The sequence below is a fragment of the Mycobacterium sp. IDR2000157661 genome (assembly GCF_022317005.1).
In the GTDB taxonomy this organism is placed as follows: Bacteria; Actinomycetota; Actinomycetes; order Mycobacteriales; family Mycobacteriaceae; genus Mycobacterium.
In genome coordinates this window covers 4,264,523-4,290,682 of record NZ_CP081006.1, presented here as the reverse complement: position 1 = coordinate 4,290,682, position 26,160 = coordinate 4,264,523, and the positions used below count along the sequence as shown (strand labels likewise).

The 26,160-nt window shown below is 68.7% G+C and carries 25 protein-coding genes; 19 read left to right on the top strand and 6 right to left on the bottom strand.

Features of this window, described 5'->3' with window-relative positions:
• The first annotated feature begins 3 nt into the window (after positions 1 to 3).
• From K3G64_RS21965 to K3G64_RS21945, 5 genes are read left to right on the top strand one after another with little or no spacing between them, the layout of a single operon-like run.
• A complete protein-coding gene (locus tag K3G64_RS21965) occupies positions 4 to 1,011 on the top strand; it encodes a VWA domain-containing protein (protein ID WP_238887202.1) in 1,008 nt (335 codons plus the stop codon).
• Between the two features lie 23 nt (positions 1,012 to 1,034).
• Complete coding sequence (locus K3G64_RS21960) at positions 1,035 to 2,045, top strand: VWA domain-containing protein (RefSeq protein ID WP_238887201.1); 1,011 nt, start codon at positions 1,035 to 1,037, stop codon at positions 2,043 to 2,045.
• Positions 2,046 to 2,100: 55 nt separating this feature from the next.
• On the top strand, positions 2,101 to 2,853 hold the full coding sequence (gene fabG1 / locus K3G64_RS21955; RefSeq protein WP_238887200.1) for a 3-oxoacyl-ACP reductase FabG1: 753 nt from the start codon (positions 2,101 to 2,103) through the stop codon (positions 2,851 to 2,853).
• A gap of 23 nt (positions 2,854 to 2,876) precedes the next feature.
• Positions 2,877 to 3,683 carry an NADH-dependent enoyl-ACP reductase InhA gene (inhA, locus tag K3G64_RS21950; RefSeq protein ID WP_238887199.1) on the top strand — a complete coding sequence of 269 codons (807 nt, stop codon included), beginning with the start codon at positions 2,877 to 2,879 and terminating at the stop codon, positions 3,681 to 3,683.
• The gene (locus K3G64_RS21945; protein WP_238887198.1) at positions 3,684 to 4,673 is read left to right on the top strand and encodes a ferrochelatase; all 990 of its coding nucleotides are present in this window, start codon (positions 3,684 to 3,686) and stop codon (positions 4,671 to 4,673) included.
• Here the strand turns inward: K3G64_RS21945 and K3G64_RS21940 are convergent.
• The gene (locus K3G64_RS21940) at positions 4,670 to 5,524 is read right to left on the bottom strand and encodes a hypothetical protein (protein ID WP_238887197.1); all 855 of its coding nucleotides are present in this window, start codon (positions 5,522 to 5,524) and stop codon (positions 4,670 to 4,672) included. The genes K3G64_RS21945 and K3G64_RS21940 overlap by 4 nt on opposite strands.
• Positions 5,525 to 5,583: 59 nt before the next feature.
• Here K3G64_RS21940 and K3G64_RS21935 point away from each other — a divergent pair, with 59 nt between their 5' ends.
• The 3 genes from K3G64_RS21935 to K3G64_RS21925 are packed head-to-tail and all read left to right on the top strand — an operon-like array spanning position 5,584 to position 7,644.
• Positions 5,584 to 6,015 carry an NfeD family protein gene (locus tag K3G64_RS21935; RefSeq protein ID WP_238887196.1) on the top strand — a complete coding sequence of 144 codons (432 nt, stop codon included), beginning with the start codon at positions 5,584 to 5,586 and terminating at the stop codon, positions 6,013 to 6,015.
• Between the two features lie 40 nt (positions 6,016 to 6,055).
• The gene (locus tag K3G64_RS21930) at positions 6,056 to 7,291 is read left to right on the top strand and encodes an SPFH domain-containing protein (RefSeq protein WP_238887195.1); all 1,236 of its coding nucleotides are present in this window, start codon (positions 6,056 to 6,058) and stop codon (positions 7,289 to 7,291) included.
• Positions 7,288 to 7,644, top strand: a complete 357-nt coding sequence (locus K3G64_RS21925; protein WP_238887194.1) for a DoxX family protein — start codon at positions 7,288 to 7,290, stop codon at positions 7,642 to 7,644. The genes K3G64_RS21930 and K3G64_RS21925 overlap by 4 nt, the downstream gene beginning before the upstream one ends.
• On the opposite strand, the gene K3G64_RS21920 is transcribed toward K3G64_RS21925, so the two are convergent.
• Positions 7,631 to 8,380: a TVP38/TMEM64 family protein gene (locus K3G64_RS21920; RefSeq protein WP_238887193.1), complete on the bottom strand. Its 750-nt coding sequence runs from the start codon at positions 8,378 to 8,380 to the stop codon at positions 7,631 to 7,633. The genes K3G64_RS21925 and K3G64_RS21920 overlap by 14 nt on opposite strands.
• Positions 8,381 to 8,479: 99 nt before the next feature.
• Here K3G64_RS21920 and mutA point away from each other — a divergent pair, with 99 nt between their 5' ends.
• The 4 genes from mutA to K3G64_RS21900 are packed head-to-tail and all read left to right on the top strand — an operon-like array spanning position 8,480 to position 14,892.
• Positions 8,480 to 10,315, top strand: a complete 1,836-nt coding sequence (mutA, locus tag K3G64_RS21915; RefSeq protein ID WP_238887192.1) for a methylmalonyl-CoA mutase small subunit — start codon at positions 8,480 to 8,482, stop codon at positions 10,313 to 10,315.
• Between the two features lie 19 nt (positions 10,316 to 10,334).
• Complete coding sequence (gene scpA / locus K3G64_RS21910) at positions 10,335 to 12,578, top strand: methylmalonyl-CoA mutase (protein ID WP_238950921.1); 2,244 nt, start codon at positions 10,335 to 10,337, stop codon at positions 12,576 to 12,578.
• Entirely contained in the window at positions 12,579 to 13,571 is a 993-nt protein-coding gene (gene meaB / locus K3G64_RS21905) for a methylmalonyl Co-A mutase-associated GTPase MeaB (RefSeq protein ID WP_238887191.1), read from the top strand. It begins immediately after the preceding gene.
• 46 nt (positions 13,572 to 13,617) lie between these two features.
• The gene (locus K3G64_RS21900) at positions 13,618 to 14,892 is read left to right on the top strand and encodes a serine hydrolase domain-containing protein (RefSeq protein ID WP_238887190.1); all 1,275 of its coding nucleotides are present in this window, start codon (positions 13,618 to 13,620) and stop codon (positions 14,890 to 14,892) included.
• 6 nt (positions 14,893 to 14,898) lie between these two features.
• Here the strand turns inward: K3G64_RS21900 and K3G64_RS21895 are convergent, their stop codons facing one another.
• Together K3G64_RS21895 and K3G64_RS21890 are read right to left on the bottom strand one after the other, a co-directional pair.
• Entirely contained in the window at positions 14,899 to 15,636 is a 738-nt protein-coding gene (locus K3G64_RS21895) for a hypothetical protein (protein WP_238887189.1), read from the bottom strand.
• 44 nt (positions 15,637 to 15,680) lie between these two features.
• A complete protein-coding gene (locus K3G64_RS21890; RefSeq protein ID WP_238887188.1) occupies positions 15,681 to 16,049 on the bottom strand; it encodes an XRE family transcriptional regulator in 369 nt (122 codons plus the stop codon).
• 136 nt (positions 16,050 to 16,185) lie between these two features.
• Between K3G64_RS21890 and K3G64_RS21885 the strand changes: the two genes are divergently transcribed.
• Both K3G64_RS21885 and ileS read left to right on the top strand, forming a co-directional pair.
• Positions 16,186 to 16,833, top strand: a complete 648-nt coding sequence (locus tag K3G64_RS21885) for a hypothetical protein (protein ID WP_238887187.1) — start codon at positions 16,186 to 16,188, stop codon at positions 16,831 to 16,833.
• A gap of 275 nt (positions 16,834 to 17,108) precedes the next feature.
• Positions 17,109 to 20,306, top strand: coding sequence for an isoleucine--tRNA ligase (gene ileS, locus K3G64_RS21880; protein ID WP_370647247.1), 3,198 nt, complete (start codon positions 17,109 to 17,111; stop codon positions 20,304 to 20,306).
• A gap of 4 nt (positions 20,307 to 20,310) precedes the next feature.
• Here ileS and K3G64_RS21875 read toward each other — a convergent pair whose 3' ends face one another.
• Positions 20,311 to 20,544 carry an RNA-binding S4 domain-containing protein gene (locus K3G64_RS21875; protein WP_238887185.1) on the bottom strand — a complete coding sequence of 78 codons (234 nt, stop codon included), beginning with the start codon at positions 20,542 to 20,544 and terminating at the stop codon, positions 20,311 to 20,313.
• A gap of 33 nt (positions 20,545 to 20,577) precedes the next feature.
• Here K3G64_RS21875 and K3G64_RS21870 point away from each other — a divergent pair, with 33 nt between their 5' ends.
• A complete protein-coding gene (locus K3G64_RS21870) occupies positions 20,578 to 21,966 on the top strand; it encodes a DNA polymerase IV (protein ID WP_238887184.1) in 1,389 nt (462 codons plus the stop codon).
• Here K3G64_RS21870 and K3G64_RS21865 read toward each other — a convergent pair.
• On the bottom strand, positions 21,931 to 22,851 hold the full coding sequence (locus K3G64_RS21865; RefSeq protein ID WP_238887183.1) for an asparaginase: 921 nt from the start codon (positions 22,849 to 22,851) through the stop codon (positions 21,931 to 21,933). The two genes, K3G64_RS21870 and K3G64_RS21865, sit on opposite strands and share 36 nt — an antisense overlap.
• Here K3G64_RS21865 and lspA point away from each other — a divergent pair.
• From lspA to K3G64_RS21845, 4 genes are all read left to right on the top strand, one after another.
• Positions 22,850 to 23,446 (top strand): signal peptidase II, encoded by a 597-nt coding sequence (gene lspA / locus K3G64_RS21860; RefSeq protein WP_238887182.1) that lies wholly within the window; start codon positions 22,850 to 22,852, stop codon positions 23,444 to 23,446. The genes K3G64_RS21865 and lspA overlap by 2 nt on opposite strands.
• Entirely contained in the window at positions 23,447 to 24,376 is a 930-nt protein-coding gene (locus K3G64_RS21855) for an RluA family pseudouridine synthase (protein WP_238887181.1), read from the top strand.
• Positions 24,373 to 25,275, top strand: a complete 903-nt coding sequence (gene rarD, locus K3G64_RS21850; protein ID WP_238887180.1) for an EamA family transporter RarD — start codon at positions 24,373 to 24,375, stop codon at positions 25,273 to 25,275. Before K3G64_RS21855 ends, rarD begins: the two co-directional genes overlap by 4 nt.
• A 66-nt stretch (positions 25,276 to 25,341) precedes the next feature.
• Entirely contained in the window at positions 25,342 to 26,103 is a 762-nt protein-coding gene (locus K3G64_RS21845; protein ID WP_238887179.1) for a TetR/AcrR family transcriptional regulator, read from the top strand.
• Positions 26,104 to 26,160 lie beyond the last annotated feature (57 nt).

Here is a 26,160-nt window from a genome sequence, read left to right as displayed (position 1 = left end):
CAGATGACATTACCGTTGCTCGGACCGATTACGCTGTCCGGTTTCGAACACGTCTGGTTCTTCCTGTTCCTGCTGGTGGTGCTGGGCATCGCCGCGCTGTACGTCGTGTTCCAGATGGCCCGGCAGCGCCGGATGCTGCGGTTCGCCAACATGGAGCTGCTGGAGAGCGTCGCGCCGAAGCGACCGTCGCGCTGGCGGCACCTGCCCGCGATCCTGCTGGTGATTGCCCTGGTGTTCTTGACCGTGGCGATGGCGGGCCCGACGCATGACGTGCGGGTGCCGCGCAACCGTGCGGTCGTGATGCTGGTCATGGACGTCTCGCAGTCGATGCGGGCCACCGACGTGTCGCCGAACCGGATGGCCGCGGCGCAGGAGGCCTCCAAGCAGTTCGCCGACGAGCTGACGCCTGGCATCAACCTGGGGCTGATCTCCTACGCGGGCACCGCGACGGTCCTGGTGGCGCCGACCACCAACCGCGCGGCCACCAAGGCGGCGATCGACCAGCTGCAGTTCGCCGACCGAACCGCCACCGGCGAAGGCATCTTCACCGCGCTGCAGGCTATCGCGACCGTCGGCGCGGTGATCGGCGGCGGCGACGAACCGCCGCCTGCGCGCATCGTGCTGTTCTCCGACGGCAAGGAGACCGTGCCGTCGAACCCGGACAATCCCAAGGGCGCCTACACCGCGGCGCGCACCGCGAAGGACCAGGGCGTGCCGATCTCGACGATCTCCTTCGGCACGCCGTACGGCTATGTCGAGATCAACGACCAACGCCAGCCGGTGCCCGTCGACGACGAGATGCTCAAGGAGATCGCCGACCTGTCCGGCGGTGAGGCGTTCACCGCATCGAGCCTCGAACAGCTGCGCCAGGTCTACGCCGACCTGCAGCAGCAGATCGGCTACGAGACCATCAAGGGCGACGCGAGCACCGGCTGGCTGCGGCTGGGCGCGCTGGCGCTCGGGCTGGCGGCGTTGGCGGCATTGCTCATCAACCGTCGTCTGCCGAACTGAGTCCGCGAGGATGACGAACTGACATGACCCTTCCGCTGCTGGGACCGGTATCGCTGACGGGCTTCACGCACCTCTGGTGGTTCGCGCTTTTCCTGATCGCCGTGTTGGCGCTCATCGGGTGGTACTTCGTCGCGCAGCGGTCCCGGCGCCGGAGACTGCAGCAGTTCGCCAACACCGAACTTCTCGACAGCGTCGCACCGCAGCGCCCGAGCCGCTGGCGTCACGTGCCGGCGGTCCTGCTGTTGGTATCGCTGTTGTTCTGCACGATCGCCCTCGCCGGGCCCACCCACGACGAACGGCTGCCGCGCAACCGGGCGGTGGTGATGCTCGCCATCGACGTGTCGCAGTCGATGCGGGCCACCGATGTCGAACCGAGCCGGCTGGCCGCCGCCCAGGAAGCCTCCAAGCAGTTCGTCGACCAGTTGACGCCGGGGATCAACCTCGGTGTGATCGCCTACGCCGGCACGGCGACCGTGCTGGTCTCCCCGACCACAAATCGCGACGCGAGCCGGCGGGCCATCGACAACCTGCAGGTGGCCGACCGCACCGCCACCGGAGAGGCCATCTTCACCGCGCTGTCGTCGATCTCGACCGTCGGCGCGGTGATCGGCGGTGGCGACACACCGCCGCCTGCGCGCATCGTGCTGTTCTCCGACGGCAAGGAGACCGTGCCGTCGAATCCCGACAACCCCAAGGGCGCCTACACCGCGGCGCGCTCGGCCAAGGACCAGGGCGTGCCGATCTCGACGATCTCGTTCGGCACCGCCAACGGGTCGGTCGAGGTGAACAACGAGCGGGTGCCGGTGCCCGTCGACGACGACATGATGGAGAAGGTGGCCGAACTCTCCGGCGGGGAGTCCTACACCGCTTCCAACCTCGACGAGCTCAACAACGTCTACGACACCCTCCAGGATCAGATCGGTTACGAGACCGTGCGCGGCGAGGCGACGACGGGGTGGTTGCGGCTGGCGGCCCTGGTGGCGGCACTCGCCGCGCTGGCGAGCCTGTTGATCAACCGCCGGCTACCGATGTAGCGGGGCGGCTAAGGCGATTTCTTAAGAATGCTCGAGACACGTTAAGTTGGCCTCCATGACCGTGACTGACAACCCGGCCGAGGCTGCCGGCCGACCGCCGTTCGTCCCACGCTCGGTGCTGGTGACCGGCGGCAACCGGGGCATCGGTCAGGCCATCGCCGCGCGCCTGGCCGCCGACGGCCACAAGGTGGCGGTCACCCACCGCGGCTCTGGGGCGCCCGACGGACTGTTCGGCGTCCAGTGCGACGTCACCGACAACGACGCCGTCGATCGCGCCTTCACCGAGGTCGAGGAACACCAGGGCCCGGTCGAGGTGCTGGTGTCCAACGCCGGCATCTCCGCCGACGCGTTCCTCATGCGGATGACCGAGGAACGGTTCGAGAAGGTCATCGACGCGAACCTCACCGGCGCCTTCCGGGTGGCCCAGCGCGCCTCGCGCAGCATGCAGCGCAAGCGGTTCGGCCGGATCATCTTCATCGGTTCGGTCTCGGGCATGTGGGGCATCGGTAATCAGGCCAACTACGCGGCCGCCAAGGCCGGTCTGATCGGAATGGCCCGCTCGATCTCCCGTGAGCTGTCCAAAGCCAATGTGACCGCGAACGTGGTGGCCCCCGGCTACATCGACACCGAGATGACCCGCGCGCTGGACGAACGGATCCAGGCCGGCGCCCTGGACTTCATCCCGGCCAAGCGCGTCGGCACCGCCGAGGAGGTCGCCGGTGCGGTCAGTTTCCTGGCATCCGAGGACGCGAGCTACATCGCAGGCGCGGTGATCCCGGTCGACGGCGGCATGGGCATGGGCCACTAACAGATAAGAGAAGGACTTTCACTGTGACACTTCTTGAAGGCAAGCGGATCCTCGTCACCGGGATCATCACCGACTCGTCGATCGCGTTCCACATCGCGCGGGTGGCCCAGGAGGAGGGCGCCGAACTGGTGCTCACCGGGTTCGACCGGCTCAAGCTGATCAAGCGCATCGCCGATCGACTACCGAACCCGGCGCCGCTACTGGAGCTCGACGTGCAGAATCAGGAGCACCTCGACAGCCTGGCCGACCGCGTCACCGAGGTGATCGGGCAGGGCAACAAGCTCGACGGGGTGGTGCACTCGATCGGCTACATGCCGCAATCCGGGATGGGCATCAACCCGTTCTTCGAGGCGCCCTACGAGGACGTCGCCAAGGGCATCCACATCTCGGCATACTCCTACGCATCGCTGGCCAAGGCGCTGCTGCCGATCATGAACCGCGGCGGTGGCATCGTCGGCATGGACTTCGATCCCACCAGGGCGATGCCGGCCTACAACTGGATGACCGTCGCCAAGAGCGCGCTCGAGTCGGTCAACCGGTTCGTGGCCCGGGAGGCAGGCCAGTATGGGGTGCGCTCGAATCTCGTTGCCGCAGGGCCGATCCGGACGCTGGCCATGAGCGCGATCGTCGGTGGAGCCCTCGGCGACGACGCCGGTGAGCAGATCAAGCTGCTCGAGGAGGGCTGGGACCAGCGCGCGCCGCTGGGATGGAACATGAAGGACCCCACGCCGGTGGCCAAGACGGTGCTCGCGCTGATCTCGGACTGGCTGCCCGCCACCACCGGCACCGTCGTCTACGCCGACGGCGGCGCCAGCACGCAGCTGCTCTAGATGGATCCCGAGGCCGTCCTTCTGCTCTCGTTCGGCGGGCCGGAGGCGCCCGAGGACGTGATGCCGTTCCTGGAGAACGTCACCGGGGGCCGGGGCATCCCGCGCGAGCGACTGGCCGCCGTCGCCGAGCACTATCTGCACTTCGGTGGTGTCTCACCGATCAACGGCATCAACCGCGAACTGATCGAGCAGTTGCGCACCTACCTCGACGTGCCGGTGTACTTCGGCAACCGCAACTGGGCGCCCTACGTCGAGGACGCCGTCACCGCCATGCGCGACGACGGCATCCGCAGCGCCGCGGTCTTCACTACGTCGGCGTGGGGCGGCTACTCCAGTTGCACGCAGTACGTGGAGGACATCGCGCGGGGACGTCGGGCGGCCGGTGACTCCGCGCCACGTCTGGTCAAGCTGCGCCAGTACTTCGACCATCCATTGTTCGTGCAGATGTTCGCTGATGCGGTGACCGTGGCCGCGCAGACGGTGCCCGCGGGCGCACGCCTGGTGTTCACCGCCCACTCCATCCCGTTCTCGGCGCGAAACCGTTGTGGTGCCGACCTTTACGCGCACCAGGTCGCCCATGCGGCCAAGCTGGTCGCCGCCGCGGCAGGTTACGAAGACTACGACCAGGTGTGGCAGTCGCGGTCCGGTCCGCCGCAGATGCCATGGCTCGAGCCCGATGTGGGCGACCATCTCGACGCACTGGCCGCGGCGGGTACGACGGCGGTGGTGGTCTGTCCGATCGGCTTCGTCGCCGACCACATCGAGGTGGTGTGGGATCTCGACCACGAGCTGCGGCTGCAGGCGGACGAAGCCGGAGTCGCGTTCGCGCGCGCGGCCACGCCGAACGCCGACCTGGCGCGGGTGGCGGCCGACCTGCTCGCCGAGTTGCGGGACGGCAGGCCGCCTGCACGGGTGGTCAGCGCCGACGCCCCTCCGCTACAGGGGTTTTCGGTCGACGGCGTAGTGTGCACGCCGAACTGTGGGGCCTAGCCGCGCCACGCCGAGTGCAGGATCGCCTCGACCGCTGCGATACGTGCCGAGCGCACGGTGGTGGCGAGCGGCCGCAGCGCGTCGTTGGCGATCTGCACCTCCGACGAGCTGTGCAGGCCGATCGGGATCAGCTCCGAGCTGACCGCGATGATGGCGTCGACGTGCGCGGCGTTCTCCAGCACGCGCAGCGCCCGGTCCGGCGCATGAGCGGGAAACGGGTGACGGCGAGCGGATTCGAGCACCTGCTCCACCAGCCCGCGCGGGTCGTCGACCTCGACATCGGCCGCACCGGCGCGCAGTGCGCCGAGCGCCTCTGCCGCCGCACGCACCGCCGAGCGCAGTTCGTACTCGGCATCGCCCAGGTCGACGTGCTGAGCCGGCGTCGTCGCGGCGGGCACTGAGTACACCGTCCACGACAGCGCGCACGGATTCCGCTCGAAGTCGTCGTCGGCGTCGAGTTCGCCGTACTCGAAATCCGGGACCAGGCCGATCGGGCCGTCCCGGTCGCCGGAGACGACGATCGCCTCTCCCGCGGTCACAGCGTCGCGCTGAAATTGCGTGCCGGCGGGCAGTCCGCGCACGTCGCCGGGCACCGGCAGCGCAAGTAAGACCGGCGGGACCAGTTCGGCCGGCCGCGCCGCGCTGCGCATCGTCTGCAGCAGCGAGACGGCGCCGGTGTCCAGCAGATCCGGCCATGGCAAGCCGGTGCGTCCGGCGGCCACCGAATCATATGCGGTCACGGAATGCTTTGGCGCCCAATGTGATAGCGCATCAAGGACGTCGTCGGGGGCTGCGGCGCCCGCCAGCCAGGCGTTGGCCCACACCGACAGCGAGACACTGGGACACCACATGATGATCGCAGTGTAGTTGTTAGGCCTGGATGCGGTCGGCTACGCGCTAGGCTGGGGCCATGCCTGCTGCGCTGATCTGGCTCATCGCTGCGCTGGCCCTCGCCGGCGCCGAGGCGCTGACCGGCGACCTGTTCCTGTTGATGCTCGGCGGCGGAGCGCTCGCAGCCGCCGGCTCCAGCCTGATCTTCGATGAGCTGTGGGTGCACGGCGCGGTGTTCGCGGTCGTGTCCGTGCTGCTGCTGGTGCTGGTGCGGCCCGCGCTGCGCAGGCACTTCCAGTCGGGAACGGGGCTGCCCGATCCGGCGCAGGCGCTGGAAGGCAAGAGCGCTCTAGTGCTCGATCGGGTGGCGCGCCACGAGGGGCAGGTGAAGCTCGACGGCGAAGTCTGGACCGCGCGTCCCTACAACGACAACGATGTCTACGAACCGGGTGATCAAGTAACCGTCGTCCAGATCGACGGCGCCACCGCCGTCGTGCAGAAAGTCGTCTAGAGAAAGCCTGGGCCACCCCGGACACGAAGGAGGAACCGTCATGGATGGTGCCATCGCCGGCCTGATCCTCGTCGGCGTGCTGGTGGTGTTCGCCGCCATCATCGTCGCCAAGTCGATCGCGCTGATCCCGCAGGCCGAGGCCGCCGTGATCGAACGGCTGGGCCGCTACAGCAAGACCGTCTCGGGTCAGCTGACACTGCTGCTGCCCTTCGTCGACCGGATCCGTGCCCGGGTGGATCTGCGCGAGCGGGTGGTGTCCTTCCCGCCCCAGCCCGTCATCACCGAGGACAACCTGACGGTCAACATCGACACCGTCGTCTACTTCCAGGTCACCAACCCGCAGGCGGCGGTGTACCAGATCAGCAACTACATCGTCGGTGTCGAGCAGCTGACCACCACGACGCTGCGCAACGTGGTCGGCGGCATGACGCTTGAGCAGACGCTGACCTCGCGCGACTCGATCAACGGACAGCTTCGCGGCGTCCTTGACGAGGCCACCAACCGTTGGGGTCTGCGGGTGGCGCGCGTCGAGTTGCGCAGCATCGACCCGCCGCCCTCCATCCAAGACTCCATGGAGAAGCAGATGCGCGCCGATCGCGAGAAGCGCGCGATGATCCTGACGGCCGAGGGCAGCCGGGAAGCCGCGATCAAGCAGGCGGAGGGGCAGAAGCAGGCCCAGATCCTGGCCGCCGAAGGCGCCAAGCAGGCTGCGATCCTGGCCGCCGAGGCCGACCGGCAGTCGCGCATGCTGCGCGCGCAAGGTGAACGCGCCGCTGCCTACCTGCAGGCGCAAGGGCAGGCGAAGGCGATCGAGAAGACGTTCGCTGCGATCAAGGAGGGCAGGCCGACCCCAGAGATGCTGGCCTACCAGTATCTGCAGACGCTGCCGGAGATGGCCAAGGGCGAGGCGAACAAGGTCTGGCTGGTGCCCAGCGACTTCGGTTCGGCGCTGCAGGGATTCACCAAGATGCTCGGCGCTCCCGGCGAGGACGGTGTGTTCCGCTATACGCCGTCGCCAGTCGACGACACGCCGCGTAGGCACGATGACGATGAGGAAGTCGCGGACTGGTTCAACACCGAGACCGATCCCGAGATCGCGCGGGCGGTGGCCAAGGCCGAGGCCGAGGCGCGCACGTCTGTCGAAGGTGCCGGCTACATCCCGCCGCAGTTGGGCGGACCACCCTCCGGCGCTTCCGAGCCCATGCGGTACCCGCCACTGAGTCAGCAGGACCAGGCGCAGCCGTCGCCCGGCCGGCACAGTGGCGCAGGCGAGTGACGACCGTCGCGCGCGTCCACCGTGCGCTCGCCGTGGTGCAGGCGGGCGATGCGCTGGCCTGCGCGATACCGCTGGCGCCGATCGCCCGCGCCCTCGATGAGCTGAACGTGCCGAACGATGCCCGATGGGTCATGGTGGCGGCCAAGGCAGCGTCGGTGCCGGGCCTGCTCGCAGTGGACCGATTTCCCCGCTTGGCCCGGCTCACCACCGCGATGCTGACGGTGTACTTCACCCTCGCGGTGGGGGCGCACCTGAGGGTGCGGGATCGCCCCGCCAACACCCTGCCCGCCGCTGGGCTGCTCGCCACCTTCCTGGTGCTGACGGTGACGAACCGCGGCGTCAGCCCTGAATGACGGCGGGCTCGGGGTCGGTGCGGTCTACTTCGGCTGCGCGGTCGCGGTTCGAGCGGTGTGCGCGCGCCTCGTAGAACAGCCCGGCGACGCCGACGCCTGCGGTGCACGCCGATACGACCACCAGCAGGGGATCGACGTTGCCGGTGAGCGCATCGCCCAGGATCACCACCGCCGACGTGCCGGGCACCAGCCCTGCCAGCGTGGCCAGTAGGTAGGGCACCAGCCGCACCGACGACGCACCCGCCGCGTAGTTGAGCACCGAGAACGGCACCGCGGGGATGAGCCGCATCGCCAGCACCGTCGGCCAGCCCCGCCGGCCCATCCGCGCGTCCAGCGACTGCATCCGCGGGTGGCTGACCAGCCGGTTGAGCTGCAACCCGGCGGCCCGCACCAGCAGCAGCGCGATCACCGCGCTCGTGGTGGCCGCGACGACGGCCAACGGGATCCCGAGCACAGGACCGAACAGCAGGCCCGCGGCCAGCGTGAAGGCGGTGCGCGGGAAGGGAAAGACCGTGACGACGACGTGTGCGGTCAGGAAAGCCAGCGGGAACCACGGGCCGACCGAGGTCGCCCAGTCCCGCAGTTGCACCGCCGTCGGCAGCGGCACCAGCAACGCGACTGCGACGAGAATCACAATCGCCGTCGCGACAGCGATCAGTCGCCGACGCGAGATGCCGGCCCCCGCCGCGACCACCGCCGCCGGGACCGCCCGCAGGGTGCTGACGACGGGGTTCACGTCTACCAAGAGTACGCAGCGGTCGCCGCCGGCACCCGCCGGCACGGCGGTGAGTCGGGCGACCACTGGCCGGCGCTGTGATCGCGATCATTTAGCCTGATGGACGTGCAGAAACCCACTGCGGTCGAGGCTGATCGCGAGCGCTGGCGCTCGGCGGTCGCCGGTGTGCTGGCAAAGAGCACTCGCAAGGATCCCGCCGATCTGCCCGCCGAGCCCGAGCGGCTGCTGGATTCGGAGACCTACGACGGCTTCGCGATCCGGCCGCTGTACACGAGTGTGGACACCCTGCCGGAGCCGCCGCTGCCCGGGCAGTGGCCCTTCGTGCGGGGCGGCGACGCGCTGCGCGACGTCAAGTCGGGCTGGAAGGTCGCCGAAGCCTTTCCCGCGACCTGCCCCGACGGAGTCGCCGCGGTCAACGGCGCGGTGCTGCTCGCACTGACCGAAGGGGTCAGCGCGCTGGTGATCCGCATCGGTGGACCGACCGGGGTTCCTGCCGCGGAACTCGAACAGCTGCTCGACGGGGTATTCCTGGACCTGGTGCCTGTGATCTTCGAAATGCACGGTGACACAGGTGATTTCAATGCCGTGGTCGATGCAGTGCAATCCTTGCTGCGCCCTCTCGACGATGACCAGCGCAGCCGGTTGGCCGTCGAGTTGGGCAACGATCCGCTGACCGCCAAGCTGAGCGGCGGGCCGGCGCCCGACATCGCCGACGTCGTGGCGACCGCCGTCAAGCTGGGGGAGCACGGCGGCCATGTCCGCGCCATCACCGTCGACGGTCCGGCCTTCCACAACCGTGGCGCGAACGCGTCGTGGGAACTGGCGGGTGCGGTGGCCGCGGGAGTGGCCTACCTCAGGCTGTTGGCCGCCGGTGCCACGTCGGCTGCCGATGCGTTACGGCAGATCAGTTTCCGTCTGACGGCCGACGACGACCAGTTCATGACCATCGCCAAGCTGCGGGCCGCCCGTCGGCTCTGGGCGCGGGTCGCCGAGGTGGCCGGGGCCCCTGACGCGGGTGCGGCGACCCTGCACGCGGTGACCTCGCTTCCGATGATGGCCAAGCGCGATCCCTGGGTGAACATGCTGCGCACCACGCTGGCGGCCTTCGCCGCGGGGGTGGGCGGCGCCGACACCGTGCAGGTGCATCCGTTCGACGTCGCCATCGACGGCGGATTCCCCGGCACGGCGGGCAGTTTCGCGCGCCGCATCGCCCGCAACACCCAACTGCTGTTGCTGGAGGAGTCGCACATCGGCCGCGTGCTCGACCCGGCCGCCGGTTCCTGGCACGTCGAGGACCTCACCGAGCAACTCGCCGCGCAGGCGTGGCAGCACTTCCAGGCCATCGAGTCGCGTGGCGGCTTCGACGCGCCCGCGGCCCAGGACCACATCGCAGACCAGATCGCACAGGTGGCCGCGCGGCGCGCGGACGACATCGCGCACCGCCGCACCGCGGTCACCGGCGTCAACGAGTTTCCCAACCTCGCGGAAGCCCCGCTGCCGCAAGGTGACCCACTGGACGGTGTGGTGCGGTACGCCGCGGCGTTCGAGGCCTTGCGGGACCGCTCGGACGCCTTCCTGGCCGACACCGGCGCACGGCCCCGGGTGTTGCTGCTGCCACTGGGTCCGCTCGCCGAACACAACATCCGCACCACCTTCGCCACCAACCTGCTGGCGTCCGGCGGCATCGAAGCGGTGGCCGAGGACTTGGCGGACACGGCGGCCACCATCGCGGTGATCTGCGGCACCGACGCACGTTACGCCGCAGAAGCGGGCGGCACCGTCGACGCCGCAAGGGCCGCGGGCGTTTCGCACGTGCTGTTGGCGGGCCCGGAAAAGGCGGTCGCCGAGGCGGACTCGAAACCGGACGGCTATCTGACCGCCAAGATCGACGCGGTCGCCGCGTTGTCGGACCTGCTCGACAGATTGGGGGCCTGAGGTGACTGCCACAGCGGGCATCGGCAAGGACATCGGAAGTTTCGCCGAGATTCCGCTCGACGGCGGAACCGGCATCGAGCCGCCGAGTGCGGACGCGGTCGCGGCCCACATCGACGCGGCGGCGGCAGCACACGGCTACCGTCCCGAGCAGTTGACCTGGTCGACGCCCGAGGGCATCGACGTCAAGCCCGTCTATGTCAGCGCCGACCGCGACGCCGCCGTCGCCGCCGGCTATCCCCTGGACACCTTCCCGGGGGAACCGCCGTTCGTGCGTGGCCCGTACCCGACGATGTACGTCAACCAGCCGTGGACCATCCGCCAGTACGCCGGCTTCTCCACCGCCGCGGAGTCCAACGCGTTCTACCGCCGCAACCTGGCCGCCGGCCAGAAGGGGTTGTCGGTGGCCTTCGACCTGGCCACCCACCGCGGCTATGACTCCGACCACCCGCGCGTGCAGGGCGACGTCGGGATGGCCGGCGTGGCGATCGATTCCATCCTGGACATGCGCCAGCTGTTCGACGGCATCGACCTGTCCACGGTTTCGGTGTCGATGACCATGAACGGTGCGGTGCTGCCGATTCTCGCGCTCTACGTGGTGGCCGCCGAGGAGCAGGGGGTGCCGCCGGAGAAGCTCGCGGGCACCATCCAGAACGACATCCTCAAAGAGTTCATGGTCCGCAACACCTACATCTACCCGCCCAAGGCGTCGATGCGGATCATCTCGGACATCTTCGGCTACACCAGCGTTAACATGCCGAAGTTCAACTCGATCTCGATCTCCGGCTACCACATCCAGGAGGCCGGTGCGACAGCCGATCTGGAACTGGCCTACACGCTGGCCGACGGCGTCGAGTACATCAAGGCCGGGCTGGCTGCCGGGCTGGACATCGACAAGTTCGCGCCGCGGCTGTCGTTCTTCTGGGGTATCGGGATGAACTTCTTCATGGAGGTGGCCAAGCTGCGCGCCGGCCGGCTGCTGTGGAGCGAGCTCGTTGCGCAGTTCGACCCGAAGAACCCGAAATCCCGGTCACTGCGCACTCATTCGCAGACCTCCGGGTGGTCACTGACTGCACAGGACCCGTTCAACAACGTCGCGCGCACCTGCATCGAGGCGATGGCCGCGACGCAGGGACACACTCAGTCGCTGCACACCAACGCGCTCGACGAGGCGCTGGCGCTGCCCACCGACTTCTCGGCTCGCATCGCACGCAACACCCAGCTGCTGTTGGCCCAGGAATCCGGCACCACCCGGCCGATCGACCCGTGGGGCGGCTCCTACTACGTGGAATCGCTGACACATGCTCTAGCGGAGAGCACACGTGCCCATATCGAGGAGGTCGACCAGCACGGTGGGATGGCGCAGGCCATCGGCGATGGCATCCCCAAGCTGCGCATCGAGGAGGCCGCTGCGCGCACGCAGGCCCGCATCGACTCGGGTGCGCAGCCCGTCATCGGGGTCAACAAGTACCAGGTTGCCACCGGCGATGGCACCGACCAGGAGATCGAGGTGCTCAAGGTCGAGAACAGCCGGGTGCGCGCCGAACAGCTGGCCAAGTTGACTCAGCTGCGCGCCGACCGGGATCAGGCCGCCGTCGACGCGGCGCTGGGGGCACTGAGCCGGGCCGCCGACACCGGGGACGGCAACCTGCTGGCACTGGCGATCGACGCCGCGCGGGCCAAGGCCACCGTCGGTGAGATCTCCGACGCTCTCGAGCAGGTCTGGGGCCGTCACCAGGCCGAGATCCGTACCATCGCCGGGGTCTACCGCGACGAAGTCGGATTCGGAGGAGGAAACATCTCGCCGCTTTCTCAGGCCAGTGAGCTCGTCGAGAAGTTCGCGGAGGCCGATGGCCGCAGGCCCCGCATCCTGGTCGCCAAGATGGGCCAGGACGGTCACGACCGCGGACAGAAGGTCATCGCCACGGCCTTCGCCGACATCGGCTTCGACGTCGACGTCGGCTCGCTGTTCTCCACTCCCGACGAGGTCGCCCAGCAGGCCGCCGACAACGACGTCCACGTAGTCGGGGTGTCGTCGCTGGCCGCCGGTCACCTCACCCTGGTGCCTGCGCTGCGCGAGGCCCTCGAGGAGGTCGGCAGACCCGACATCATGATCGTGGTGGGTGGCGTGATTCCGCCCGGTGACTTCGACGAGCTGTACGCGGCAGGGGCGGCGGCCATCTTCCCGCCCGGCACGGTGATCGCCGACGCCGCGATCGGCCTGCTGCACAAGCTGGCCGAACGGCTCGGCTACCGCCTCGACTAGATGGGCGATCGAGTTCGGAAACTCGCCGACGCCGTGGTCGACGGCGATCGCGCCGCGCTGCCCAGAGCCATCACCCTGGTCGAGTCCACCCGCGCCGACCACCGTGCGCAAGCGCAGCAGCTGCTGCTGCGACTGATGCCACACGCGGGCACAGCGCTGCACGTGGGCATCACCGGGGTGCCCGGAGTGGGCAAGTCGACGGCCATCGAGGCGCTCGGCATGTATCTCATCGAGCGGGGGCACCGGGTCGCGGTGCTCGCCGTCGACCCGTCGTCGACCCGGACCGGCGGGTCCATCCTCGGGGACAAGACGCGGATGGCCCGACTCGCCGTGCACCGCGACGCCTACATCCGCCCGTCGCCGACCTCGGGGACGCTGGGTGGCGTCGCCAAGGCCACCCGCGAAACCATCGTGTTGCTCGAGGCAGCCGGCTTCGACGTGATCCTCGTCGAGACGGTGGGGGTGGGGCAGTCCGAGGTGACTGTCGCCAACATGGTCGACACGTTCGTGTTCCTCACGCTGGCCCGTACCGGCGACCAACTGCAGGGCATCAAGAAGGGCGTGCTCGAGCTCGCCGACATCGTGGTGGTCAACAAGGCCGACGGCGAGCACGCGGTCGAGGCCAAGGCCGCCGCCCGTGAGCTCACCGCGGCCCTGCGGCTCATCTACCCCCGCGAAACGCTGTGGCGGCCACCGGTTCTCACCATGAGCGCGTTGGAGGGCTCCGGGCTGCGGGAGCTGTGGGACACCGTGCTCGAGCATCGCCGAGTCCTCACGGAGGCGGGGGAGTTCGAGGCACGCCGGCGGGCTCAGCAGGTGGAGTGGACCTGGTCGATGGTCCGCGACGCCGTGCTGGACCGGGTGCTGTCGAGCCCACACGTTCGGGAGATTCGCGCCGAGGTGGAGCGCCAGGTGCGCGAGGGCGAGCTGACCCCGGCGTTGGCGGCCCAGCAACTGTTGGACGCCGCTGACGTGAGATCAGCTAACAAATAGGTAACAGCCGGTTTATTTGTCGCAGCGGCAGGTAAATTCAAAATCTGTGACGGGTGTCAAAAGCCGGGAGCGCGACGCGGCGCTTCCGCGCGGTGTCCAGGGCGCGGCGGATCCGAACTTCGCCTGCACCCTGCGGGTTTTCTCGCAGCTGTTCCCGGGACGCCGGTTCGGTGGCGGCGCCCTGTCGATCTACCTGCACGGTGAGCCGGTGGTCGACGTGTGGACCGGCTACTCCGACCGCCGCGGCACCCAGCACTGGTCCGCGAACACCGGCGCGATGGTCTTCTCGGTCACCAAGGGCATGGCGTCGACGGTCATTCACCGGCTCGCCGACCGTGGGCTCGTCGACTACGACGCGCCGGTCGCACAGTACTGGCCGGAGTTCGGCGCCAAGGGCAAGGCCGCCATCACGGTACGCGACATGATGCAGCACCGGGCGGGCCTGTCGCACCTCAACGGCTGCACGAAGGCGGAGTTGCTCGACCACCAGGTGATGGAGGACCGGGTCGCCTCGGCGCCGGTCAACAAGCTGCTGTTCGGGCATCAGGCCTATCACGCGCTGACCTACGGCTGGATGATGTCGGGCTTGGGTCGGGCCATCACCGGCAAGGGGATGCGCGACCTGATCCGCGAGGAACTGGCCGAGCCGCTCGACACCGACGGCCTGCACCTGGGCCGGCCGCCGGTCGGCGCGCCCACCCGCGCGGCGCAGATTCTGGCGCCGCAGGGCACGCTGGCCAATCCGCTGTTCAACTTCGTGGCGCCGCGGGTGGCAGCGCTCGGGGTTTCCGGTGCGTTCGGGTCGATGTACTTCCCGGGCATGAAAGCCGTCGTGCAGGGCGACACGCCGTTCCTCGACGCCGAGATCCCCGCCGCCAACGGGGTCGCCACGGCACGTAGCCTGGCCAAGATGTACGGCGCGATCGCCAACGGCGGACGGATCGAGGGCAGACAGTTCCTTTCGCCGGAACGGGCGGCCGGGATGACCGGCAAGCCGAGTTACTGGCCCGACCGGAACCTGTTCCTGCCGTTAAGTTTTCACCTGGGCTACCACTCGTTGCCGCTTCCGCCGGGCGTGATGTCCGGCTTCGGCCACGCCGGGCTGGCCGGTTCCGTCGGATGGGCCGACCCGTCGACCGGTTTGTCGTTCGGGTTCGTGCACAACCGCCTCCTGACCCGCATGGTGCTGGACCAGGTGACCTTCGCCGGCCTGCACGCGCTCATCCGGCGTGACGCCGCGCGGGCGCGCAGGCGCGGCTACCGGACGGTGCCGGACCTGGGCGCGCCGTTTCACGGGGTGCGGCGACCGGTCGCAGGCTGACCGGGCTCAGCGCGGACTGTTACTGAACCATCTGGTCTTGCGCCGCCAGGACTCGGCCGACGTGAGCGCGAAGCCGGCACCGCACATGCAGGCGAATACCCAGACCAGGGTGGTGCCCGCATCGATGCCCTGCAGGGCCGGAATGTAGGCGGTGAGCAGCCGCACCACGCACGCCGCGATGCCGGCGGCCGACGAGATCAGGTAGACGTTGGCGATGTTCCGCGACCGGGGATCCTTGCGCAGCACCAGCAACGCCCGGCTGCCGTAGCCCAGCAGGTAGATGAGGATGCCGCACAGGATCAGCCAATACGTGTTAAGCCAGAAGTCGGTCGGCACCTGGAAGAAGTCGCGCTTATAGATCCGCGCGCCGTTGCCCAGCGAAAACGCCACCAGCAGCAACGGAATGCACAGCGTGGCGGGAAGCTCGACGTACTTCTTGAACGACTTCTGCAGCAGATGGTCGTCCTGCAGCCGGCCCAGCGCGTTGTAGACGACCGCCGACGCGGCGACGATGTAACAGTCGTGACCGATGAAGTCCTCAAGGTTCCACTTGCCGGTCAGCGCGTGCAGCGCCACGCCCAGCGTCTCCGACGCCCAGGGGCTCATCAGCAGCACGGCGGCGCCCTGCAAAGCGATGTTGAGGGTCGCGGCGACCTCCCAGCGGGAGGACCAGGTGACGCGGCGGATCCACAAACTCCATGCGATACAGCAAAGAGTGATTGCGATGAGTGTCGCCAAACCCATGAACGATGCCTTCGAACCGCCGTGTACTCAGCAAAGTGTAGGGGCTAGAGGGGTGGAGCGTCACTCCTCGGCCGCAGTTCAGAGAGTTTCGGGGCGCGCGTGCGCGTCCTGGTGGCCTCGAGGAGCGCCGACTGCGATCCGCCCGTCGTCGAGAGAGCTTCGACGTAAGTGAGAATCTCCTGCTTGGTCATCAGACCGAAGCGGACCTGCAGATCGGGATAGCTCAGGCCGAACCGGTCGGAGACCCGCCGCAGCTCTTCGGCGTCGGGGTAGTCGGCTTCCTTGATTCTGCGGTAGTAGGTGCTGCTCGAGGTGCCCAATGCGTCGTAGATGTCCTTGGCCTCGATGTCCCCGTCCAGAAGGTAGTCGAGCAGAGCCTTCAGCTGTCTGCCGTTCTCGTCGGTCCGTGGCATCCACTTACTCTAACGTAAGTTCCCGGCCTTGGGCACCGGCGTCCGCAAACCGGACTGGGTTGCCTTAATTGACACTGGCGTCACACTTTTGGGATGCGTCTCCCAATTCTGGGACATCTGAGTTATGTTGACTTTCATGGTTGCTCCCTACCTGGTTACGCCGACCACAGAGGTACTGCACCCGCTCGGCGAATTTGCTTCAGCAACGGTGCGCGTCACGGATTACGACACCGCAGACACCACCCGCGTCGCCGACATGGCCAAGACGTCGACGCCGGTGAGCGAGGAGCTCACCGCCGAACTCGACGGCGCCGCCGAATGGCTCGATCTGCCGGTCGACGAGATCTTGCTGGCGGCCCTGACCAGGACCATCGCCCGCACGCTCGGGACCGGAGTCGTTCCCATCGATATCGCCAGCGAGCGCGGATCGTTGCTCGACGCGGTGCCGCTGATCTGCGCGACCGCTGCGCAGGCCAGCGCGACCGAGGTGCTCGCCGGCGTGCACCGCGCCCTGGCCGGCGCCGGGGAGCACGTCGCGGCCGAGCCGTCGGAGGTCTACCTCAACTACATCGGCGAGGCCCCGCACGAGACCGTTCCGGTGGAGGAGACCCCGCCCGGCCTCGGCCATGCGCTCGAGGTGCGCGTGTACCGCGCCGCCGGTGACGTGCATGTCGACTGGTGGTACGACACGAGCCGCTTCGAGGACTACACCGTCGAGGAACTCGCCGAGCAGTTCCCGCTCGCACTCATCGAGATGACCTCTGACGCGCTGCCGCCGCAGTGAACTGAGGTCTCTCGCCCTCGGCGGCCGTTCATATTGCAGCCCCCGTTAGAATCGACGCCAACGGCACCGATCCGGCAATCACCGGGGAGCCTTCGGAAGAACAGCTGACGGGTTGATTCCCGGCTGCTCAGTAGACCCGGACGGGCGGGCCCGTCATCGCCCGAAACGGAGCGGCGCACAACGGTGTGCGCAAGCGGGGTGGTACCGCGGCGCCCGCGCACGAGCGCGACGTCGTCCCCGTGCCTGACTTCTGGCTACCGTGACCGGAGGCCACAATCGGCACAGGAGACACCGTGACCGCCTACCCCAAGCCAACGGCCGGGGCGCCGAACTTTCCGAAACTCGAGGCCGACGTCCTGCAGTACTGGGACGCCGACGACACCTTCCGCGCCAGCATCGCCCGCCGCGACGAGGCCCCGGAGTACGTCTTCTACGACGGCCCGCCGTTCGCCAACGGGCTACCGCACTACGGCCATCTGCTCACCGGCTACGTCAAGGACATCGTGCCGCGCTACCGCACGATGCGCGGCTACAAGGTGGAACGTCGGTTCGGCTGGGACACCCATGGCCTGCCCGCCGAGCTGGAGGTGCAACGCCAACTCGGGATCACCGACAAGTCGCAGATCGACGAGATGGGCATCGAGAAGTTCAACGACGCCTGCCGTGCGTCGGTGCTCAAGTACACCAACGAGTGGCGCGCTTACGTCACCCGCCAGGCCCGCTGGGTCGACTTCGACAACGACTACAAGACGCTCGAACCCGAGTTCATGGAATCGGTCATCTGGGCGTTCAAACAGCTGTGGGACAAGGGGCTGGCCTACGAGGGCAACCGCGTCCTGCCGTACTGCTGGAACGACGAGACACCGCTGTCCAGCCACGAACTGCGGATGGACGACGACGTCTACCAGAGCCGCCAGGACCCGGCGATCACCGTCGGGTTCCGCGTTGACGCCGATGAGCGCTCGCGCGAAGAGCATTCGGCTTCGGCGGCGCTCGACGGCGCCTACCTGCTGATCTGGACCACGACACCGTGGACACTGCCGTCGAATCAGGCGGTGGCGGTGGGACCCGATGTCACCTACGTGCAGGTGCAGGGGCCCGACGGCAATCGCTACGTGCTCGCCGAAGCCCGGTTGGCCGCGTACGCCCGCGAGCTCGGCGAGGAGCCCGAGGTGCTGGGCACCTACACCGGCCGGGACCTGCTCGAGACGCGGTATCTCCCGCCGTTCGCGTACTTCTCCGATGCGCCGCACTCGTTCCGCGTGCTGCCCGCCGACTTCGTCAGCACCGACGACGGCACCGGCATCGTGCACATGTCGCCGGCCTACGGCGAGGACGACATGGTCACTGCCCAGGCGGCGGGGATCGAGGCCGTCACGCCGGTCGACCCGAAAGGCCGCTTCGACGCGACGGTGCCGGACTATGCCGGCCAGCATGTCTTCGACGCCAACCCGCAGATCATCCGGGATCTGAAGAACGGATCAGGACCGGCGGCCGACCACGGCGCCGTGCTGCTGCGTCACGAGACCTACGAGCACTCGTATCCGCACTGCTGGCGCTGCCGCAACCCGCTGATCTACCGGGCGGTGTCGTCGTGGTTCATCAAGGTGACCGAGTTCCGCGACCGGATGGTGGAGCTCAACCAGGACATCACCTGGTATCCCGAGCACGTCAAGGACGGCCAGTTCGGCAAGTGGCTGCAGGGCGCTCGCGACTGGTCGATCTCCCGAAACCGCTACTGGGGCACCCCGATCCCGGTGTGGAGGTCCGACGACCCGAAATACCCACGCATCGACGTGTACGGCAGCCTCGACGAACTGGAGCGCGACTTCGGCGTGCGGCCCACCGATCTGCACCGGCCCTACATCGACGAGCTGACCCGGCCCAATCCCGACGACCCCACCGGGAAGTCGACGATGCGCCGCATCGAAGACGTCTTCGACGTGTGGTTCGACTCGGGTTCGATGCCGTACGCCCAGGTGCACTATCCGTTCGAGAACGGGGAGTGGTTCGACTCGCACTTCCCCGGTGACTTCATCGTCGAGTACATCGGCCAGACCCGCGGCTGGTTCTACACGCTGCACATCCTGGCCACCGCGTTGTTCGACAAGCCGGCCTTCAAGACATGTGTGGCACACGGGATCGTGTTGGGCAACGACGGTCAGAAGATGAGCAAGTCGCTGCGCAACTATCCGGACGTCACCGAGGTGTTCGACCGGGACGGCTCCGACGCGATGCGCTGGTTCCTGATGGCCTCGCCGATTCTTCGCGGCGGCAATCTCATCGTCACCGAACAGGGCATCCGCGAGGGTGTCCGCCAGGTGCTGCTGCCGCTGTGGAACGCCTACACCTTCCTGGCGTTGTACGCGCAGAAGAAGGGGACGTGGCGCACCGACTCGCGCCATGTGCTGGACCGCTACATCCTGGCCAAGCTGGCGGTGCTCCGCGACGACTTGACCGCGGCACTGGATGTCTGCGACATCTCCGGTGCCTGCGACCAGCTCCGGCAGTTCACCGAGGCCCTCACGAACTGGTATGTGCGGCGGTCCCGTTCGCGGTTCTGGGAGGAGGATCCGGACGCGATCGACACGCTGCACACGGTGCTGGAGGTCACCGGACGGCTGGCCGCGCCGCTGCTGCCGCTGATCACCGAGGTGATTTGGCGTGGGGTGACCGGTGAGCGGTCGGTGCACCTGACCGACTGGCCTGCCGAGGGACTGCTGCCAAAAGATCCCGACCTGGTGGCAACCATGGACCTGGTGCGCGAGGTGGCCTCGGCCGCATCCTCGTTGCGCAAGGCCAAGAAGCTGCGGGTGCGGTTGCCGCTGCCCAAACTGACTGTGGCGGTGGAGAACCCGCAGCGGCTGGCGCCCTTCAGCGACCTGATCGCCGACGAGCTCAACGTCAAGGCCGTCGAGTTGACCGACGACATCGACGCTTACGGCCGGTTCGAGCTGACCGTCAACGCCCGCGTGGCCGGGCCGCGACTGGGCAAGGACGTGCAGGCGGCCATCAGGGCCGTCAAGGCGGGCGAAGCCATCGTCAACCCCGACGGCAGTCTGACGGCCGGGCCGGCGGTGCTGCAGCCCGAGGAGTACAGCTCGCGGCTGGTGGCCGCGGAGCCACGGGAGACGCAGCGAAGCGGAGCTCGACCCGAAGATCTGTACACGGCCGCGCTGGCCGACGGCGCCGGCCTGGTGGTGCTCGACGGCAGCGTCACCGAGGAACTCGAGGCCGAGGGCTGGGCCAAGGACCGCATTCGCGAGCTTCAGGACCTACGCAAGTCGACCGGGCTCGAGGTGTCGGACCGGATCTCGGTCGTGATGGCGGTGCCGCCGACCCGCGAGGCGTGGGCGCGCACCCACAGCGATCTCATCGCGCATGAAATCCTGGCCACCCGTTTCGAATTCGGCGAGCCCGTGGACGGCAGTGAGATCGGTGACGGGGTGCGGGTGGCGATCGCCAAGGTCTAGCGAATCACCCGCCGACCACGCGGGCGCTGCGACCGTTGAACACGACGACGTCGGCGGCGCGCAGCTGCCTGCCGCGCCGGTGTTCGATCGCACCGTTGACGGTGACCAGACCGTCGGCGATCACCGACTTGGCGTCAGCCCCGGAGTCGATGAGACCGGCCAGTTTGAGAAACTGACCGAGCCGGATGGAGTCGTCGCGGATCGCGACATCGCAGGGCTCGACGCCCGGGTTCGTCATGACCGTCACGCTAGCGTCCTAGCATCGGCAGGTGTGGACGCACGCTGGGTCCTGCACCTGGACATGGATGCGTTCTTCGCGTCCGTCGAGCAACTGACCCGTCCGACGCTGCGCGGCAGGCCGGTGCTGGTCGGCGGGCTGGGGGGCCGCGGAGTGGTCGCGGGCGCCAGCTATGAGGCGCGCGTCTTCGGCGCACGATCGGCGATGCCCATGCATCAGGCCCGGCGGCTGGTCGGCGCCGCGGCGGTGGTGCTGCCGCCGCGCGGCGTCGTCTACGGCGTGGCCAGCCGCCGCGTCTTCGAAACGGTGCGGGCGACGGTGCCCGTGCTGGAACAGCTGTCCTACGACGAGGCGTTCGGTGAACCCGCCGAGCTGGCGGGTTCCACGCCGGCCGACGTCGAGCACTTCTGTTCGGACCTTAAGGCCCGCGTGTTCGACGAGACCGGGCTGGTCGCCTCCGTCGGTGCGGGCTCGGGCAAGCAGATCGCCAAGATCGCGTCGGGATTGGCCAAACCGAACGGCATCCGGATCGTGCGGCGCGACGAGGAGCGCCGGGTGCTCGACGCGCTGCCGGTCCGCAAGTTGTGGGGGATCGGACCGGTCGCCGAGGAGAAGCTGCACCGGCTCGGCATCGAAACCATCGGGGCGTTCGCCGCGCTGCGCGAGGCCGAGGTGGCCAACATCCTCGGCGGCACCGTCGGCCCGGCGCTGCACCGGCTGGCGCGCGGCATAGACGACCGGCCCGTCGCCGAAAACGCGCCCGCCAAGCAGATCAGCGCGGAGTCGACCTTTCCCGAAGACCTGACCACCCTCGACCAGTTGCGCGATGCCGCCGGTCCGATCGGCGAACACGCGCACGCGCGGCTGGAGAAGGACGGTCGCGGTGCGCGCACCGTCACCGTCAAGTTGAAGAAGTCCGACATGAGCACCCTTACCCGTTCGGCGACGCTGCCCTACGCCACCACCGATGCGGGCACGCTGATCGCCACGGCCCGGCGGCTACTGCTCGACCCGGTCGAGATTGGACCCATTCGACTTGTCGGCGTGGGTTTTTCGGGACTGTCAGAGGTCCGGCAGGAGTCGCTGTTTCCCGACCTGGACCTGATGGCGAACGAGGACGTCGCCGACAGCCGGCTGCCGCCGACGGTGACAGATCTCGCCGCGGCGCCACCGGCCTGGCGTATCGGCGACGACGTCGAGCATCCGGACTTCGGGCACGGCTGGATCCAGGGCGCCGGGCACGGGGTGATGACCATCCGGTTCGAGACCCGTGCTAGCGGGCCCGGGCAGGCCCGCACGTTTCCCGCCGGCACCCCCGGAGTCGAGCGGGCCAACCCGGTCGACAGCCTCGACTGGCCGGACTACGTCAGCGCGCTCGCCGCCCGCTCAGCCCCAGCGGCCGAGGACGTCCTCGACGGATGAGCCGGCGGCCAGCACCGCCATCAGCATCACCCTGGCCTGTGCGGCGCGTAGCCGCGGCACCGGGACGGCGCCCGCGTCGACCAGGTCTCGGCCCGGCCCATAGCCCGGGCTGACCCGACCACCCGGCACCCGCGTCGAGACCAAGACCGCCACTCCGTCGGCGCATAGCCTGCGCACCCCCTCGATCACCGCGGTACCCGCGTTCCCCGCACCCGGCGCCTCGAGCACGATGCCGCGGGCACCCGCGGCCACGCAGGCGTCCATCGCGACGGCGTCGGCACCCGGATACACCGCCACGGTGTCCACCCGCGGCGCGGCAGCCGCTGACAGGGGGCCGAAGCTCGGCCGATCCTTGGCCGCCTCGACGACGAAGCCGGTGTCGGCCACCGAGCCGACCGCCGTACCGGCGAAGCCGCGCAGGTCCGAGGTCGCGACCTTCTGCAGGCCCAGCGGCTGCCACACCACACCGGCGAAGCTGACCAGCACACCCAGTCCCCGCGCGGCCGGGTCGGCCGCGACGGTGAGCGCGTCGCGCAGATTCGTCGGGCCGTCGGCATCCGCAGCGTCGGCGCTGCGCTGAGCCCCTGTCAGCACCACGGGCGCCGCACCGGAGTAGGTGAGGTCGAGCCACAGCGCCGTCTCCTCCATGGTGTCGGTGCCGTGGGTGACCACCACACCGTCGGCGTCGGCGTCGCTCACGGCCGCATGGATCCGGTCCCAGTCCGCAGGCGTCAACTGGGAGCTGTCGACCGCCATCAGGTCGACGACCTCGACGTTCAGGCCCGAGGCGAGCTCAGCACCGCTGCGGGTGGGCCGCTTGACCCCGTCGGCACCGGCGCTGGTGGCGATGGTGCCGCCGGTGGTGACGACGAGGAGACCGCCCATGGTGGGAGATTCTTCCGGATTTCGACTTTGGAATGATGGGGGAGTGACAGACGACTCGGGAGCGGCCGAGCAGGCGACCGATGAACAGGCGCCGCCGAAGAAGCGGCTGCGATTGCTGTTCACCATCGCGGCGGTGCTGCTGGTGACCGACGTCGTCACCAAGGTGCTCGCCGTCAGGCTGCTCACGCCCGGCCAGCCCGTGTCGATCATCGGTGACACGGTCACCTGGACGCTGGTGCGCAACTCCGGCGCCGCGTTCTCGATGGCGACCGGTTACACGTGGGTGCTGACGCTGATCGCCACCGGCGTGGTCATCGGCATCATCTGGATGGGCCGCCGACTGGTCAACCCCTGGTGGGCCGTCGGGCTGGGGATGATCCTGGGCGGCGCGATGGGCAACCTCGTCGACCGGTTCTTCCGCTCGCCGGGCCCGCTGCAGGGCCACGTCGTCGACTTCCTGTCGATCGGCTGGTGGCCGGTGTTCAATGTGGCCGACCCCTCGGTGGTGGGCGGAGCGATCCTGCTGGTGGCGCTGTCGCTGTTCGGCTACGACTTCGACACGGTCGGGCGCCGCAAACCGGTCAAGGACGAGTAGATGGCCGACCGGTCACTGCCGGTGCCCGAAGGGCTCGCCGGAATGCGGGTCGACGCCGGGCTCTCCAGACTGCTCGGCCTGTCACGCACCGCGGCGGCCGCACTGGCCGAGGAGGGCGGTGTCGACATCGACGGGGTCCGCGCGGGCAAGTCCGACAAGCTCACTGCGGGCGCCTGGCTCGACGTACGACTGCCCGAAGCGCCGCCCCCCGTGAGGAACACGCCCGTCGACATCGAGGGCATGGCGATCCTGTACTCCGATGACGACATGGTCGCCGTCGACAAGCCGCCGGGGGTCGCCGCACACGCGACCGTCGGCTGGAGCGGTCCCACGGTGCTGGGCGGCCTGGCCGCCGCCGGGTTTCGCATCAGCACCTCGGGGATTCACGAGCGCCAGGGCATCGTGCACCGCCTCGACGTCGGCACGTCGGGTGTCATGGTCGTCGCGCTGAGCGAACGCGCATACACCGTCTTGAAGCGCGCGTTCAAGCAGCGCACCGTCGAGAAGCGCTACCACGCCCTGGTGCAGGGCCACCCCGACCCGTCGAGCGGAACCATCGACGCCCCGATCGGGCGGCACCGCGGCCACGACTGGAAGTTCGCGGTCACCGAGAACGGCAGGCACAGCGTCACCCATTACGACACGCTGGAGGCGCACCGTGCGGCCAGCCTGCTCGACATCCAACTCGAGACCGGCCGTACCCATCAGATCCGGGTGCACTTCGCCGCGCTGCACCACCCGTGCGTCGGCGACCTCACCTACGGTGCCGATCCCACCCTGGCGAAGAAGCTGGGGCTGGACCGGCAGTGGCTGCATGCCCGGTCGCTGGCGTTCGTGCACCCGGCCGACGGGCGGCGCGTGGAGATCACCAGCCCGTACCCGGTTGATCTGCAGCATGCGCTCGATCTGCTGCGCAATCACGAACTGTGAGCGCCCCCCGCCGGTCCGGGTTGCTGTTCGGGGTGGGCGCCTACCTGTGCTGGGGCGTGTTCCCGGCGTTCTTCCCGCTGCTCAAGCCTGCTGGTGCGGTCGAGGTGCTGGCGCACCGCATCGTGTGGGGCTTCCTGTTCATGCTGGTGGTGCTGGCGGTGGTCCGCCGGCTGGGCGACCTGCGGCAGATCACCGGAGGGACCTGGGTTCTGTTGGCCGCGGCGTCGGCGCTGATCTCCGTCAACTGGGGCATCTACGTCTACGCCGTCAACAACGGCCATGTCGTGGATGCAGCACTCGGCTACTTCATCAACCCGCTGGTGACCGTCGCGCTCGGGCTGATCGTGTTCCGCGAACGGCTCAACCGCGCGCAGGTGGTGGCTCTGGCCATCGCAGTGACCGCCGTGGTGGTGCTGACGATCGAGGTGGGCGCCCCGCCGGTGATCAGCCTCGGACTGGCGCTGTCCTTCGGGCTCTACGGAGCGGTGAAGAAGGTGGTGCCGGTCGATCCCCGCGTCAGCGTCGGTGTGGAGGCCGGAGTGGCGGCGCCCTTCGCGATGGCCTACATCGTCGCACTGCAGGCCACCGGGCACGGCACGTTCACCGGGTTAGGCGGTGGGCATGTGGTGTTGATGATCGTGTCCGGGGTGGTGACGGCGCTGCCGTTGTTGCTGTTCGCTGCCGCAGCGCAGCGGCTGCCGCTGGTGACGCTGGGCCTGCTGTTCTACCTGACCCCGGCCATGCAGCTGACGTGGGGTGTGGTCGTCGGGCGAGAACCCATGCCGCCCGCGCGCTGGATCGGCTTCGCGCTGATCTGGCTGGGCCTGGCGGTGTTCAGCCTCGACGCGATCCGGCGCGCGCGTGCCGATCGGCGCGCGCTGGCACCGTCCCGCCGGTGACACTTTTGCCAAACTGACGCGCGCTGTCTTGTTGACCAGGAAGTAGCAATGTCCTAGCGTTTGCTAATGGCCAGTGGGAACCAGCCGCTACCCGGCGGACGCGGGCGGGGCCGGCCCGTCGGATCCCACTCGGCGGAGACGCGAGCCGCAATCCTTCAGGCGGCGCGCCACGTGATAAACGAGTGCGGGTATGAGGCGGCGACGTTCCAGGCCATCGCCCTGCGCGCCGGGTTCAGTCGTCCGACGATGCACTACTACTTCCACACCAAGGAAGAGATCTTCGAGATCCTCCAGCAGGAGGCGTACCTGATCGTAACCGAGTGCATCGCAGCCGCGCTGCGCGAAGATGGCCTGCGCAAACAACTGAGTGCCTTCGTCGTCGCCGCCCGCAGCGCGGACCGGTCGGACGGTTCGCTGATGCGGTTCATCGTCACCTCACGGTTCGAGCAGCACCGCTGTCCCAGCCTGCGCGGCACCGCCTCACCCGTGAGCGGAGCCGTTGCCGACTTCTACAGCAGGATCGTCGACCAGGCGATCGCCACCGGGGAACTACCTGCCGACGCGGACGCCGCGGCCGTCGTCAACATGCTGTCCGCGATGTTCTGGGGCATGGGCTTCCTCGCCGGTTTCGTGCATGCGGCCGACGGCCTCGCCGACATAGCCAAGCAACTTGACCGGATGTTCAGGAAAGGATTGCTGGTTTCGGCCGACAGTGCCCCCGTGCCGACTGTGGCGCCCCCGCCCGTGGCGATGGTCGACGATCGTGCGGCCTACGCGACGTCGGCGGATCCGGCCGCCTGGTTGGGGGCCGTCGCATTCGGCGGCTGAGCGCGTCGCAACCGGCGCGGACACGCACTCCGGACACGCCGAGATCTGTCGGGGCGC

Bases quoted from the DNA above. Each gene is read 5' to 3' on its own strand.
- K3G64_RS21965 (WP_238887202.1), top strand. From the start codon at position 4: ATGACATTACCGTTGCTCGGACCGATTACGCTGTCCGGTTTCGAACAC.
- K3G64_RS21960 (WP_238887201.1), top strand. From the start codon at position 1,035: ATGACCCTTCCGCTGCTGGGACCGGTATCGCTGACGGGCTTCACGCAC.
- fabG1 (WP_238887200.1), top strand. From the start codon at position 2,101: ATGACCGTGACTGACAACCCGGCCGAGGCTGCCGGCCGACCGCCGTTC.
- K3G64_RS21945 (WP_238887198.1), top strand. From the start codon at position 3,684: ATGGATCCCGAGGCCGTCCTTCTGCTCTCGTTCGGCGGGCCGGAGGCG.
- K3G64_RS21940 (WP_238887197.1), bottom strand. From the start codon at position 5,524: ATGTGGTGTCCCAGTGTCTCGCTGTCGGTGTGGGCCAACGCCTGGCTG.
- K3G64_RS21935 (WP_238887196.1), top strand. From the start codon at position 5,584: ATGCCTGCTGCGCTGATCTGGCTCATCGCTGCGCTGGCCCTCGCCGGC.
- K3G64_RS21930 (WP_238887195.1), top strand. From the start codon at position 6,056: ATGGATGGTGCCATCGCCGGCCTGATCCTCGTCGGCGTGCTGGTGGTG.
- mutA (WP_238887192.1), top strand. From the start codon at position 8,480: ATGGACGTGCAGAAACCCACTGCGGTCGAGGCTGATCGCGAGCGCTGG.
- meaB (WP_238887191.1), top strand. From the start codon at position 12,579: ATGGGCGATCGAGTTCGGAAACTCGCCGACGCCGTGGTCGACGGCGAT.
- K3G64_RS21895 (WP_238887189.1), bottom strand. From the start codon at position 15,636: ATGGGTTTGGCGACACTCATCGCAATCACTCTTTGCTGTATCGCATGG.
- K3G64_RS21890 (WP_238887188.1), bottom strand. From the start codon at position 16,049: ATGCCACGGACCGACGAGAACGGCAGACAGCTGAAGGCTCTGCTCGAC.
- K3G64_RS21885 (WP_238887187.1), top strand. From the start codon at position 16,186: ATGGTTGCTCCCTACCTGGTTACGCCGACCACAGAGGTACTGCACCCG.
- K3G64_RS21875 (WP_238887185.1), bottom strand. From the start codon at position 20,544: ATGACGAACCCGGGCGTCGAGCCCTGCGATGTCGCGATCCGCGACGAC.
- lspA (WP_238887182.1), top strand. From the start codon at position 22,850: ATGGTGGGAGATTCTTCCGGATTTCGACTTTGGAATGATGGGGGAGTG.
- K3G64_RS21865 (WP_238887183.1), bottom strand. From the start codon at position 22,851: ATGGGCGGTCTCCTCGTCGTCACCACCGGCGGCACCATCGCCACCAGC.
- K3G64_RS21855 (WP_238887181.1), top strand. From the start codon at position 23,447: ATGGCCGACCGGTCACTGCCGGTGCCCGAAGGGCTCGCCGGAATGCGG.
- K3G64_RS21845 (WP_238887179.1), top strand. From the start codon at position 25,342: ATGGCCAGTGGGAACCAGCCGCTACCCGGCGGACGCGGGCGGGGCCGG.